This is a genomic window from Gemmata obscuriglobus, from assembly GCF_008065095.1.
Classification (GTDB): Bacteria; Planctomycetota; Planctomycetia; order Gemmatales; family Gemmataceae; genus Gemmata; species Gemmata obscuriglobus.
Genome location: NZ_CP042911.1, coordinates 7,321,836 through 7,335,254, shown reverse-complemented (window position 1 = coordinate 7,335,254; position 13,419 = coordinate 7,321,836). Strand labels below are relative to the sequence as shown.

Below are 13,419 nucleotides of genomic sequence, written 5' to 3'. Positions count from 1 at the left end.
GCTCTCGCGGTTCGATTATTTTAAGCCTTTTTATCACAACTGCAGCCGTTGCCGTCCGAGTGTGCGGGTTGTTCTTTGTAATCGTTTGGAGATGAATGAAAGGGTCCGTCGGGCTAAATAAGGGCGTTAAAATGTAGGATTTAGGGAACTGGCGGATTGTGCGTTTCGTGGCGCCGGTGCGTTCGGTATACCGTTAGCAATCGCCCAGGCATTCGCCCCGTTATCCCAGCCACGACCGCATATGCTCGCCACCGCTCTAACGGTCTGCACGTTCGGACTGGGGTGGGGGCTGGGACCGCCGCTGACTCAACCGCAGGCTCTCGCGCTGCCCGTCGGGGACGTGAGACCTGTGCGCTCGAGCGGGCTCCGTTCGGCTCCTGCGATCGCGGCCGTGCGAACGTTTCCCGTGCCGCTTCTCCGCCCCTTAACGCTCCAACCACTCCCGCTGCACACGCTCGCGGTGGTCGTTGCGCGGGGCGGCCAGCGGGCACAGGCGGGGTCGGCGCCCGTGGCTCCCCCGGCGCCGGCCCCGGCCCCACCGGACCCGCCGGAGTGGGCCGGCCATCGGACCTCTCTGGCCCTCGCACTCGTGGCGGCGGTCTGCCTGATCGGAGCTGCCGTGCTGCGGCTCCAGACGCGGCGGGCCGCGGCCCTTGCGCGCCGTGAGCGTGCCGAGCGGAACCGGTTGGAGGAGCAACTGAAACTCGCGGTCCGGTTGGAGGCAGCGGGGCGCCTGGCGGGAAGCGTGGCGCACGACTTCAACAACCTGCTCACCGTCATTAACGGGTGTACGGCGCTGCTCGAGGCGGAGATCAACGACGCGAACCACCCGGACCGGACCCGGAAGTTCGCGGCCGCGATCCGCCGGGCCGGGGAGCAGGCCGCGAGCCTGACGCGGCAACTGCTCGCGTTCAGCCGGCAGCGCCCGGTGGACCCGTACCCGCTCGACTTGAACGACGTGCTCGCCGGCGCAACCGACCTGTTGGAGCGGCTGCTCGGCGACCGGATCGCGGTGCAATTGCAACTCGGGGAGGGGCTGCCGCGGGTGACGGCCGAGCCCGGGTTGCTGGTGCAGGTGCTCCTGAACCTGGGGGTGAACGCGGCGGACGCGATGCCGGGCGGGGGCACGCTCACGCTCGCGACCGGCCCGGGTCCGTCCAACTGGGTGCGGCTCACCGTGGCCGACACCGGCACCGGCATGAGCTCGGACGCGAAAGGTCGGGCGTTCGAGCCGGGGTTCACGACGAAGCCCGCGGGGAAGGGGACCGGGCTGGGGCTGTCGACCGTTCACGGGATCGTGCGCGGGCTGGGCGGGCGGATCGGGCTCACGTCCGAGCCGGGGCGCGGCACCACGTTCGAGATCGACCTGCCGGTCGCCCCGGGGGCGTCGAACGCGCCTGCTATTGGGCCGGCGGCCGGCGGCGCTCCCGCCCGACCCCACGCGCCGGCGGTGGTGCTACTGGTCGAGGACGAAGAGGCCGTGTGCGTGCTCCTACGCCACGTGCTCGAGGCGGCCGGACACACGGTCCTGGCCGGAGGCACCCCCGCGGAGGCGCTGCGGCTGTTGGGCCAGTACCGCGGCACGCTCGACCTGCTGCTGACCGACGTGGTGCTGCCCGGGATGAGCGGCCGGGCGCTCGCCGACCGGGTGCGGGTCGCGCACCCCACCGCGAAAGTGCTGTTCATGTCCGGATATACTGCTGATGAGCTGCGCGAGCGGGGCGTGAACGACGAACAGGCGGACTTCCTGCACAAGCCGTTCCTGCCTCACGAACTGGTCGAGCGGGTGACTCAGGTGCTCGCCGGCCCGTGCCCGTAGCTCGCCGCGCCCGTTCCGAACAAGTGAAGTGACACCGTGAACCGTCCTACCGTGCCCGGCGGCCTTGAGCCGCGTGACCCGAATCGCCGCCGCTCGCTCACCAACATCGGCGGGGCGGTTACGAAGGAGGGGGACCGCGCCGACGCCGATCGGCTCGCGCACGCGCTCGACGTGCCCCCCGCCACCGACGCCGAGGACGACGCGGCCCGCGGGCACGTCCACGGGTTCCACACGTACCCGGCCCGGATGCACCCCATTACGGCGGCGCGTCTGGTGCGCGCGTTCGCGCCGCCGGGCGGAACGGTCCTCGACCCGTTCTGCGGGTCGGGCACCGTTCTCGTGGAGTCCCTCGTCGCCGGGCGGAACGCCCGCGGTACCGACTTGAACCCGCTGGCGGTTTTGCTCGCGCAGTGCAAGACCCGCCCCCGCACGCCAGCGGACATCGACCGGCTGGTGGCCGACGCCGTCGCCTGCGCGGAGGAGGCCGACGCGCGGCGCAAGGCGAAGGCGGGGGCGAGCCGCCGGTTTTCGCCGGAGGACGTGGAGCTGTTCGAGCCGCACGTGCTGCTCGAACTCGATTCGCTGCGGGCGAAGATCGGGACGTTCGGCGGCCCGAACCGCTCCGATCTGGAACTGCTCCTTTCGTCGGTGCTGGTGAAGCTGTCGCGGAAGCCGGGGGACACCGGGTGGGGCGTGCGGACCCGGCGCACGGCCGGCGGCTTCGCGGCGAAGCTGTTCGTTCAACGCGCGCAGGACCTGGCGGCGCGTTTGTCGGCCTTGCGGGTGTTGCTCCCCGCCCCCGCGCCGACCGCGACCGTTGTGCAGGACGACGCCACGGACCTGAAGCGCCTGCCGCCGGGGTTCGTGGGCGCGGTCGTCACCTCACCGCCCTACGCCGCGACCTACGACTACATCGCGCACCACTCGCTGCGGCTCCGGTGGCTGGGCCTGGACCCGGCCCCGCTGGCGCGCGGGGAGATCGGCTCGCGCACCGCCTATGCGCGGCTCACGCCCGCAGCCGCCCGCACCGCTTGGTGTCGTGAACTGGACCGGTTCTTCCGGGCCGTGGGGCGGTTGCTGCCGCCGGGTGCGCCGATGGTGCTCCTGATGGCCGATTCGGCCGTCGGTGACGGCGCGATCCGGGCCGACGAGGTGGCGGCGGAGGTCGGGCGTGCGTGCGGCTTGCTGCCCGCGGCGCGGGCCTCACAGCCGCGCCCGCACTTCCACGGCCCGACGGCGAACGCGTTCCGCGACCGCCCGCGGTTCGAGCACGCGCTCCTGCTGCGGAAGGCGTGACGTGATGAGCTCGGAAAGCTACTTGATTGATACTGCGGGGTTCGACTGGGCGAGCTTACTTTCGGCCTGGGCGTGGCTGTTGCCGAAGATAGTGTTCCCTGGCGGATGAACCGTTACGGCGATCTGTTCCTGATCTCGTCGGACGGCGCGGTGTCCATGCTCGATGTGGGCACCGGCACGCTGACCACGGTCGCCAGCAACGCGACCAGTTTCGACGCTCAGTTGACTGACGAAGAGATTGCCGATCAGTGGCTGATGGGTTCACTCGTCGAAAGTGCGGTTGCGGCTGGGCTGATGATTGGCCGTGGCGAGTGCTACGGATTTAAACGGCCGCCGGTGCTGGGCGGTGACTACACGGTCGAGAACACGTTCGTGCTGCCCGTCAGCGAGCACCTTGCGTTCTTGGGCGAGTTACACAAACAGTTACGAGACATGCCGGACGGCAGTTCTGTGGAGCTGAAGATAAGACGTGAGGGCGACTGAACGGGGTTGGCGTTGCGTCAGGCCGCCCCGCGCCGGTCACAGGGCCGGCATCTTGCCCGTGAGGATGTCGCGCTTCCACTCGTCCTCGAGCGGCCACGACACCGTGCAGGTGCCGAAATCGGCCATGTGCTGGTACTTCGTCAGCCGGTCGATGGCGCCTTGCAGGATCGCCGGATCCTTCCGGAACATCGGCCCGTGGCTCGGGAGCAGGAACTCGGCGTCGGCGTCACGCAGGCGCGTGAGCGACGTGATGAAACTCGGCAGGTGCGAGCCGTGGTGCGCGTCGATCGCGCCGACGCACCCGTCCTTGTAGATGTTGTCCCCGCTGAACAGCAGGTTGCCCATCTGGAAGCTGAGCTGGCCGGGCGTGTGGCCCGGGGTGCTCCACACCTTGAGTGTGAGCTTCCCGACCTTGATCTCGTCACCCTCTTCGAGCTTCACGTCGATCTTGCACGCGGGCATCCCGCCGTCGATCTCGAAGCCCTGGGCGGGGATGCTGGCGTAGGTCTGAACCGGGTCGCCCGCTTCGAGTGCCTGGGCCGCGGCCGGGTGCGCGCCGGTCTTCGCCTTGAGCCGGAGGCGCGCCGACGCGAGCGCCTGGACGTGGTCCGCGTCCGCGTGCGTGGCGATCAGCATCTTGCACTTCGAGAGCGGGAAATCGAGCTTCCGAATCAGGTCGATCACGTCGTCCAGCGTCTCGTTCTGGCCAACGTCGATCAGCGCCCACTCGGTGCCGCCGTCGATGAGGTACAGGTTGACGCCGAACGACTGCGCCGCTTGCAGGTTCAGCTCGATCACACCGGGAAAGAGGTACTTCCGCTGGACCATCGCGGCCCTCCTCGCTGAGCGTCCATTTATAATACCCGTCAGCGGTCGCGATTCAATTGAACCGCCGGCCCGTGCCCCGCCGCTGCACCGCTCGATCGTCGTATACAGGGGGGCGTTGTGGGCTTTGGGTGACCGGTCGTGGCTATTTTATACCCAGACCCGGTGGGCCGCGCCGATGTCGGCACGCGTCATTTGCGGTGGAAACGCACAGGCGCCCAAGCGGCGCCTGATTTGCCTGAGCCAGCCTCCGCCAAGCCCGCACCCAAGAAAGGACCGATCCCGCCATGCCCCGCCCGTCGTCCGTTCCATCGCGGCCCCCGCGCCGCGGGTTTACGCTCATTGAGCTGTTGGTGGTGATCGCGATCATCGCGATCCTGATCGGCCTGCTGCTCCCGGCCGTTCAGAAGGTCCGCGAGGCCGCGGCGCGTATGAGTTGCCAGAACAACCTCAAGCAGCTCGGATTATCTGCCCACAACTACGAAAGCGCCTACGGCTCGTTTCCGTACTCCAAGCGCACCAGCCGGCCGCAACGGAGCTGGGCGCCGGACCTGCTCCCGAACCTGGAACAGGCGAACGCGGTGTCGGGCGCGTACTACAACCTGAACGAGAACTGGTGGCGGACGATCGGCGAGGTCGCGCCGAACGTCGGCGCCACGATCCCGAACGGGACCACCGCGCAGACCGTGTTTAAGGTGTTCAACTGCCCGTCCACGCCGGTCCAGCCGCGGCTCCAGAGCAAAACCGAAACGCCGCCCGAGCAGAACAAAGTCGGCTCCTGCACCGACTACTTCGCGGTCGAGGGCGTGAGCAGCGCGATCGCCTCGGAAGGGGTCACGCTCCCCGGCGATCTGAAGGGCGTTTTGCGGCCGTTCGGTGAGGGCATGACGCGGATCACCTCGATCGGCGACGGCACCTCGAACACGGTCCTGTTCGCCGAGTGCGCCGGCCGCGAGGACGTTTACCGAGGGCGCACCCGCACCCCGGCTGCGGCAGATAAGGCGAACGCGGCTTGCGCCCGGGCCCGCGGCGGCGCGTGGGCCACCAACGACAACCCGTTCGAGATCGGCCAGCGGACCGAGTGGTGCAGCGGCGCGAACTCGATCCCCGGGGCGATGAGGATCAACAACTCGAACGAGTGGGGGCACCTGTTCTACAGCTTCCACAGCGGCGGCGCGAACGCGGTGTTCGCCGACGGCAGCGTCCGGTTCCTCAAAGAGAGTGCGGCGCTTTCCGCCCTCGTGGCGATCTCCACCCGCAACGGCGGTGAGGTACTTGCCAACGAGTGACGCCGGCCGTGCCCCTCGTTGCTTGCTCCGTCCGAGCTTTTCGTGTGGTTCGCTCCTGCCCGCCGGGACGCCCGGGCGGGCTGTTTTGTTTGTGGTGCAGAAATTCCCCCACCCGTCTCAGCACTTCACCTCACCTTTACACGATCTTCACGGTTCGCGACTACAACTCCTCCGCACCCCGGTGTCCGGTTTGGTTAAACTAACAGGAGCACCCGCTCCCTCCTCGTACCCACGGGACCGACATCGTGATTGCCACCCCGCCCGTCTCGCGCCCCGGAGCCGCCCCCGGGTTTCAAAGCGGCCCGCTAGTCACGCACGAGGGACCCCAGATGCCGCAACCGCGAATCCTCATCATCGAAGACGAGCGCGGTTTGACCCAAACGCTGACGTGGTACTTCAACAAGGAAGGGTACGAGGTCACGGTGTCGGGGGACGGGCTGGAGGGGCTCCGCAAGGCCCAGACCGCGCTGCCCGACGTGGTGCTGCTGGACCTGAACCTGCCCGGGATGAACGGGCTGGACGTGTGCCGCGAGTTGCGCGCCGGCGAGCGCACCCGCGACATCCCGATCATCATGATCACCGCCAAGACTGATGAAACCGACCAGGTGGTAGGGTACTCGCTCGGGGCAGACGACTACGTCGGCAAGCCGTTCAACAACAAGATTCTGTTGCACAAGGTCAAAGCGCTGCTGCGCCGCGCCCAGGGCCAGAGCGAGCCGGGCGACGTGACCGACTACAGCGGGGTGAAGATCGACCGCGTGCGGCACCGGGTCACGTTCGAAGAAGAAGCGCTCGACCTGACCCCGACCGAGTTCCGGCTGCTAGAGTGCCTCGTGCGGCAACCGGGGCGCGCGTTCAGCCGCAAACAGCTCATGGAGGCGGCGATCGGCGACAACTCCATCGTTCTGGAACGGACCATCGACGTCCACATCAAGACGCTGCGTCAGAAGCTGACAAAAGCGGGCGGGTCGGCGGACCTGATCGAGACGGTGCGGAGCATCGGGTACCGGTTCCGCGAGGACAAGCTCGACGCGAAGTGAGCGCGCGTCCCGTTCGCTCCGATCGAAGCACCGGTACAAAACGAAGCCGCCCCGCGTTTCTGCGGGGCGGCTTCGTTTACGGGCACGCGAGCGTTACTTGTCAGATGCGGGCGGGCGCGGGCTTCCCGGCCGGCCCGGCACCGTTCCGCCCGCTGGCGGTGCCGCGGGTGCAGAAGACGATCCAGTGGTCCCGCCCGGAAGCGGCATTGCCGGGGTGGAAGGCGAGCCCATGCCACCCGGGGGCGAGGAGCCGGCGGGCGTCGGGGAGCCCATCGGGCCGGGGGGTGAACCCATGCCGCCGGGGGGTGAACCCATCGGGCCGGGGGGGGAACCCATGCCGCCGGGCAGGGCATTCCCGCCACCCGGCATGCTGCCGGGGGCCGCCCCGGGACCGCCGGGGATCGCGCCCGGACTGCCCGGCAGGCCCGGACCCGGGGGCATGATTCCGCTTCCCGACGGAACCGTACTGGGCGGAGCGCCGCCGACGTTACCCGCTTCGATCACCACACCGTTGTGGAACACCAGCGTCTTGCCGTCCGGAGACACGAGGCAGTGCCCCCCGACCGGCTCGCGCCCGGCGGTCTGAATCGTCGAGACGAGTTTCAGGCCGTTTGCCGCAGTCGCGTCGGTCACCTCGAACACGTCGAAGCCCTGCGCCCGGCAGGAGGAGACGAACAGCTTTTTGTTTTCGGCATCGAACTCCGCGTAACCGGCGTTCGAGAACCGCTGGGCCGTGCCGAGGTCGAGTTCCGTGTTGCCCTTCTCGTTCACGAGGTAGAGTCGGAAGTTCATTTGGTTGTTCGCTTGTCCGCTCCCGCCTCCGGCCATGCCCGGACCTCCGATCGCGCCCGGTCCTCCCATCCCCGGCCGCCCGATGCCGGGAGGGCCACCGATGCCGGGAGGGCCGCCGATGCCGGGAGGGCCGCCGATGCCGCCTGGGGGTTGGTTCGGCTGGTTCGTGACCTGAACGGTGACGATCGCGCCGCCGGACTTCAGAGGGGCCAAGTCCCACACGCCGCCCGGGACCGAGGTCACGTTGATCAGCGACATGGAGCCGAAGTCGAAGGTGCCGACCTTGGTGCTACCGGTCCGGCTCGTCAGGAAGTCTTCGAACATGATCAGGCTCTTCCCGTCGCCGGCCTTGGCCATGTCGCGCATCTTCTCGTCCAGCGCGGTGCGACTCTCCTTCCGGGTCTCGGTGTTGATGACCGAGAGCGACGACCGCTTGCCTTTGGGAGTCGTGGTGCTGAGGAGCGCGTACAGCGCCGTTCCGTCCTCGGACAGCTCGATCGCCTGGATCGTGGACTTGAGGCTGACCGTCGCAACCGGTTTCAGTTCCATTCCGTCTTTCAGCTCTTTTCCGTCCGCGGTCTTGCCGTCGCGAATCTGCTTCAGGTCGTAGATCGCGATGTCGCCGGACGCGGCCCCGTTGTCGAGCAGGTTCAGGTTCGCGGCGAACGGGTTGGTGACGGTGGCGGTGTACAGCAGCCCGGCCTTTGAATCGATGACCGCGCGGGAGGCCATTTGCGGCAAGTGGTACCGGCCGAGCACCTTATTAAAGTCGGGGTACGAGTACCGGCGGAGCCAGCCCTTCTTGATCCGAGGGTCGCCGGCGACGGCCCGCTCGTCGATCGCGTAGAACTCTTTCTTCTCGGCGTCGAACGCGCCGGCGTAGAACTTCTCGATCTTGGCCTTCTTGTTCCCGTCGCCGATGCCTGCTGCGGGGTTGCCGATCCCGCCCGGCGGTTGGCCGATCCCGCCGATTGGCGGCTGGCCGGTCCCGCCCGGGGGCATGCCCGGTTGTTCGGTCCCTCCGGGCATACCGGGCATGGACGCGCCCGGGGGCATACCCGGCGTGGTGCCGGGGCCGCCGGCAACGAGGTCACCTTTGTAGGTGATCTTGACGGAGTTGAAGAACCGTGTCAGGTCGGCCCGCGCCGCGCTCGTTCCGGCTGTGTTTTTGCCCGCAGCCACGCTGAAGATGCGGTCCTTGACGATGAAGAACTTGGCGGTCGCGGCACGCGCCGGAGTCGACAGGTCGAACTCCTTGGCCGTGTGCCCGTCCACCGCTGTGTCGGTGGGAGATTTGCCTTTAAACGCCTCGACCTGGGCGGCCAACTGGGTGGCGAAGGCCGTGAGTATGGTCTTGCTGTCGGCGCCGAGGCGCATGAGTTCTGGCGGCAGCGGTTCGCTGATGATAACGAACGCCTGGTCGCTCGCGGCGACGCCGGTCATGGGCGCCGTCTTGCCCCCGAAGGTGACCGTTTGCGTGCCCGCGGTGCCGGGGAACTCGGCGGTAAACCCGTCGCCGGTATAGGAGGTCCATGCACCCACCGTGCCCAACGACCCGAACGCGCCGAACGGGTTTGCCGTCGGGGCGGCCGGTCCGCCGAGCCCGCCTGGGGGCGCGCCAATCGGGGCGGGGGTGGGTGCTCCGATCCCGGGCGTACTTCCGACTGGCGCAGCGGGAGTTGGCGTTTCTTCGATCGGTGCCAGAGACGAGCCGGACGCTTGCCCGGGGCCGCCAGGGCCGGGCCTGCCAGAACCACCGGGGGCGGGAGCGGGTGGGGCTCCGCCCGGGGCGGTCGTTGTCCCGCTGGTGTTGGAGGCCGTTTCGTTCTTGTCGTCGGACCCGGACGCGAGGTAAATGCCGACGGCCGCGACGAGGGCTAACCCCAACGTGGCGACGGCGATGATCGCGATCATCGGACCGGAGCCGCCCTTCGCTTTCTTTTTCCGGCGCGGGGTGTCGTCGTCATCGTCGTCGTCATCATCCTCGTCTGCCCGGCGCTTCTTGGTCGAACCGGTGATGCCGGGCTTCTTCGCGCCGGCGGCCACCTTTGCGACGGGCCTCGCTTTCTTGACTTTCTTGTCGTCGTCGTCGTCGTCGTCGTCGTCGTCGGACACGACCGCTTTGGCCGCGACGGGTTTCGCCGCCGGCTTGGCCGGGCTCGTCTTCGCCGCGGGTTCTGGTGCCGGTTTGGGGGCCGGTGGCACAGCGGGTCGGATGCCCGAGCCGAACGGCTTTTTGGCCGCGCCCGTCTGCGCCCCGTCGGCGCTCGCCGGTACCTCGGCGGGGACCGTCATCTGCGCCTTGCATGAGGTACAGCGGATGGTTTTGCCGGCGAGATTGTCGGGCACGTCGAACGTGGCCTGACACCCGGAGCACGTAATTGGGATCGACATGCGCCCCCTCGTATGGCTGAGTTCCCGCGGTGCGAGTTGTTCGCGGGCTGAATGACGGCTGACGGAACGACGACGCGCCTGCGGCGGCGGATTGCCGGCTTCGGTTACAAATAAGAGTACCGACGCGCGAGCGCCGCCGCAATGACGTTCCAACGAACCCGGTCCCGATGCGTTGGCGCGGGCGAAGAGCCGGACGTGAGCGGTCGGGCGACAGAGGCGGCTCGCTCACCCGGCTTCCGCTTCGTCACCCCTCACTTCTTCTCGGGGACGACTTCGAGGAGCACCCACACCTTCGAGCCGAGGGGGGGGATCTTGTCGGTCTTGGCTTCGTAGGTGAGCTGGGCCTCGTCCTTGCTGATCTGTGCGGGGATCTCGAGCGTCGAGTACGGGAAGTTGGAGATGCTGAAGATGTCGCCGGTGTTGGCGCCGTAATAGGGCTTGGCGTTCGGGTTGTCCGGGTCCTTGATGAACCGGCTGCCCGCGAACACCCAGTGGTGCGCCATCGGGGTCTTCTTCTTGGTGTCCCAGATCCACTCCTGGGCCGCGTGCGTGTGGAGCTTCCCTTTGTACTTGTAGTAGACGCTCACGTTCACGCGGCTGCCGGTCGCGGGGGTGTACTTGGCCTCCTCGGTTTTCGGGTCGACGAACCCGGTCGGCGTGCCGGTCTTGCCGCCGGCCGCGATGATGGCCAGGTGAACGAACTCGGCGTCGACGTCCACGCGCACGATCGCCTCGTGCTCCTTGGTGCCTTTCTTGCAAAGGAACTGTTCGAGCGGCCCTTCGCGGAGGCACACCTCGCACGCCAGCGCCGACCGAACGACCTTCGTCTTGTCCTTGCCGTCCGGGGCGATCTCGGCGAAAACGGCCTTCTTATCTGGTGAAATCGGGCTCAGCTTGTTGGCCTTGTCGAGCAGCGGGTACTCGGGAAGCTCTTCCGGTTTGGGCTGCTCCGGGGGCTGCGCGCGGGCGGGAAGCGCGGCCGCGAGTGCCAGGACGGCGAGGGCGGCGCAACCGAGGGTCGTTTTCAGCATGTGAGTTGCCTCGCGGGAGGGGCCAGGGTTCAGACTAGCACCGCGGGCCGAGCGGGCACAACGACAAAGTGTGGCCACCAACGGGCACCGGGCGCCCGCTCCGGGCCGCGAGAGTCGCCCCGGAGGGCCTCTGCGGCACGGGGCGGGCGCCCGGTGCGATCGACGGGGTTAACTTACTTGCACGGGCTGCAGGCGTCGCCGCAGTGGGCCGGCGGGCACGGGTCGCACGCGAGCCGGGTCGCGCACAGGTTGCTGAAGAAGTCGCGGATCGGCTTCGGCCGGTTCGGGTCGTTCAGCACGTTCCGCAGGCCGCCGCCCAGGCCGCTGGAGCAGATCGGCGAGCAGGCGTCGCCGCACGGCTTGGCCGAGCAGGCGTCCCCCTTGCCGGTCGTGCAGGGGGTGCCGCACCCGCACGGGGCGGCCGGGGCCGGCACGTACCGGGCCTTCTTCACGATCACGTCCGTCGCCACCGTCACCGGGACCCGCTTGGTGACCGTCGTCGGCACCATCTCGGTGACGGTGCGGGGCACCTTCACCGTCACCGTGTACGGCACCTGCTTGGTCACCGTGTACGGCACGCACTTGGTCACCACTTCCTGCTTCATCGTGGTCACCTTGGTGGGGACCATCTTGACCACTTCTTCCTGCACGTTGCGGACGACCTTTTCCGCCACCCGGCGGTTCTCGGTCACCTGCACCTGGCGGGTGACGTTGTAGGTCACGTCGCGGCTCACCCGCAGCCCCTCGACGAACACCCGGCCCGGGCCGCCGGCGTCGTAGGTCGGGGCGTTCGGGTTGGCCAGCGCGCCCGGGCCGCCGCCCAGCACGCTCGCGCCCTTGTCGGCCTGGGCCTTGGCGTCGGCGTTGAGGGCCGAGGCGTCGACGTACGCGCCCTGGGCGTTGCGCTTCACCTGCACCGGGGTGCGGACCACCTCGGTCGATTGCACGTTGCGGACCACCTGGGTCGGCACCTTCTCAACGACCGTCTTCTGCACGTTGCGGGTCACGGTCACCGGCACCTTCTCGGACACCACGGTCTGCACCTTCTTGGTGACCTGCACCGGCACCTTCTCGGACACCGTGCGCTTCACGTACACCGTTTCCTGGACCTGCTCGGTCACCTTGCGGCTGCGGGTCACCTGACGGGTCTCGGTGGTCGCCGGGCTGCGCACCAGCTTCTTCTTGGTGCCGACCTGCTTCTGCACGGTGGTGCAGGTGCAGGGGTCGAACTCGCACTTGTAGACCGGGACGCACTCCCAGGTGAGCTTGCCCGGCACGCACACCGTCTCGCACACCGCTTCCGGCACGCACTTGGTGACGCACTTGGTCACGCACTGCGGCTCGCACACCGTCTTGCACACGGTCTTGTACTGCATCTCGCACACGTCGTGGCAGACGGTGCGCTGGACGTCCTTGTAGCACGTCTCGGTGACCGGGACGCACACCGTCTTGCACACGTCCTTGATGACGGTCTCGCACACCGGCTTGCAGACGGTGCGGGTGCAGTCCTTGTAGTGCGTCTCGCACACCGGCTTGCACACGAAGAAGCACTCCTTGCGGGTGTGCGGCTCGCACACCGTCTTGCACACCGTGACCGGGCAGTCGCGGTACACGGTCTCGCACACCTGCTTGCACACGGTGGTGCGGCACGGCTTCAGCACCGTCTCGCACACCGGCTTGCAGATCGTCTCCTGCACCTGCTTGTAGGCGGTCTCGTTGACCGTCTTGAAGCAGGTCTTCTCCTCACAGGCGTAGGTGGTCTTGGTGACGGGCTTCAGCACCGTCTCGCACGTGGTCTGGTAGCAGGTGTGGTACCGCTTCTCCACCACGCAGTCGTACACCACCTGCTGGCTGCACGGCCCCTGGCCGGCGGCGAAGTTGGTTTGGGCGTCGCACGGCGAGCACCCGTTCCCCGCCGCGTACTTGGTGGTGCCGAAGTGGCCCGCGAGGGCCACCGATCCGACGCTCAGGACCGCGATTGCCGCGAGCCACGGTGCGCCCTGACGAATTGCCATGACCTGTCGCCTCCTGCGGTTCGATCGGTTCCCGCGCCGGCTCCGCGGCGCGGGTTCACGGCGGGCTCCCTCGGCCGCCGCGGACCGTCCCGACTTGGTTGCCCCGTTCGCAACGACGAGCATGCCGAACGGCGGAATCCTGTCCCCCAGCTCGTCTGCTTCGAATATCGGATGAGGCGTTCGTACCGAATGACGCGGCCGTGCCCCGCGGAGCCGATTCGGTGCCGCCGGGCGCACGGTGGGGGCGCGTGTGCCGGGGGTGGCGACGGGGCGGGTTGTTCCGACAGTTGCGCGCGTCCGGCCTTTGGTGCCTGGCGCTTGCCCGGCCGCCATTTCGCGCCACGGTAACGAGTTGAACCGCGCAAGTGAGCCGCGGTGTGATGCGCGCGAGCACAAACGATACGAGCCGGCGGGCTCCGTGAGCCGCCGGCCGTG

General features: G+C 68.2%; 9 protein-coding genes. 5 read left to right on the top strand and 4 right to left on the bottom strand.

Annotation, left to right across the window (positions count from 1 at the left end):
• The first annotated feature begins 241 nt into the window (after nucleotides 1-241).
• From GobsT_RS30220 to GobsT_RS30210, 3 genes are all read left to right on the top strand, one after another.
• The gene (locus tag GobsT_RS30220; RefSeq protein ID WP_081471728.1) at nucleotides 242-1,819 is read left to right on the top strand and encodes an ATP-binding protein; all 1,578 of its coding nucleotides are present in this window, start codon (nucleotides 242-244) and stop codon (nucleotides 1,817-1,819) included.
• Between the two features lie 36 nt (nucleotides 1,820-1,855).
• Nucleotides 1,856-3,115, top strand: coding sequence for a DNA methyltransferase (locus GobsT_RS30215; protein WP_148087921.1), 1,260 nt, complete (start codon nucleotides 1,856-1,858; stop codon nucleotides 3,113-3,115).
• A gap of 72 nt (nucleotides 3,116-3,187) precedes the next feature.
• On the top strand, nucleotides 3,188-3,598 hold the full coding sequence (locus GobsT_RS30210) for a DUF1851 domain-containing protein (RefSeq protein ID WP_148087920.1): 411 nt from the start codon (nucleotides 3,188-3,190) through the stop codon (nucleotides 3,596-3,598).
• 36 nt (nucleotides 3,599-3,634) lie between these two features.
• Here the strand turns inward: GobsT_RS30210 and GobsT_RS30205 are convergent, their stop codons facing one another.
• Nucleotides 3,635-4,426: an MBL fold metallo-hydrolase gene (locus GobsT_RS30205; RefSeq protein ID WP_109570769.1), complete on the bottom strand. Its 792-nt coding sequence runs from the start codon at nucleotides 4,424-4,426 to the stop codon at nucleotides 3,635-3,637.
• Between the two features lie 284 nt (nucleotides 4,427-4,710).
• Between GobsT_RS30205 and GobsT_RS30200 the strand changes: the two genes are divergently transcribed.
• Complete coding sequence (locus tag GobsT_RS30200) at nucleotides 4,711-5,712, top strand: DUF1559 domain-containing protein (protein WP_010049516.1); 1,002 nt, start codon at nucleotides 4,711-4,713, stop codon at nucleotides 5,710-5,712.
• A 329-nt stretch (nucleotides 5,713-6,041) separates the two neighbouring features.
• The gene (locus tag GobsT_RS30195) at nucleotides 6,042-6,752 is read left to right on the top strand and encodes a response regulator (RefSeq protein ID WP_010049517.1); all 711 of its coding nucleotides are present in this window, start codon (nucleotides 6,042-6,044) and stop codon (nucleotides 6,750-6,752) included.
• Between the two features lie 93 nt (nucleotides 6,753-6,845).
• Here the strand turns inward: GobsT_RS30195 and GobsT_RS30190 are convergent, their stop codons facing one another.
• The 3 genes from GobsT_RS30190 to GobsT_RS30180 all read right to left on the bottom strand — a co-directional run bounded on the left by GobsT_RS30190 (nucleotide 6,846) and on the right by GobsT_RS30180 (nucleotide 12,984).
• Nucleotides 6,846-9,938: a zinc ribbon domain-containing protein gene (locus GobsT_RS30190; RefSeq protein WP_010049518.1), complete on the bottom strand. Its 3,093-nt coding sequence runs from the start codon at nucleotides 9,936-9,938 to the stop codon at nucleotides 6,846-6,848.
• A 251-nt stretch (nucleotides 9,939-10,189) separates the two neighbouring features.
• Nucleotides 10,190-10,969 carry a YdjY domain-containing protein gene (locus GobsT_RS30185; RefSeq protein WP_010049520.1) on the bottom strand — a complete coding sequence of 260 codons (780 nt, stop codon included), beginning with the start codon at nucleotides 10,967-10,969 and terminating at the stop codon, nucleotides 10,190-10,192.
• Nucleotides 10,970-11,142: 173 nt separating this feature from the next.
• Nucleotides 11,143-12,984, bottom strand: coding sequence for a hypothetical protein (locus GobsT_RS30180; protein ID WP_010046737.1), 1,842 nt, complete (start codon nucleotides 12,982-12,984; stop codon nucleotides 11,143-11,145).
• Between the last annotated feature and the right edge of the window lie 435 nt (nucleotides 12,985-13,419).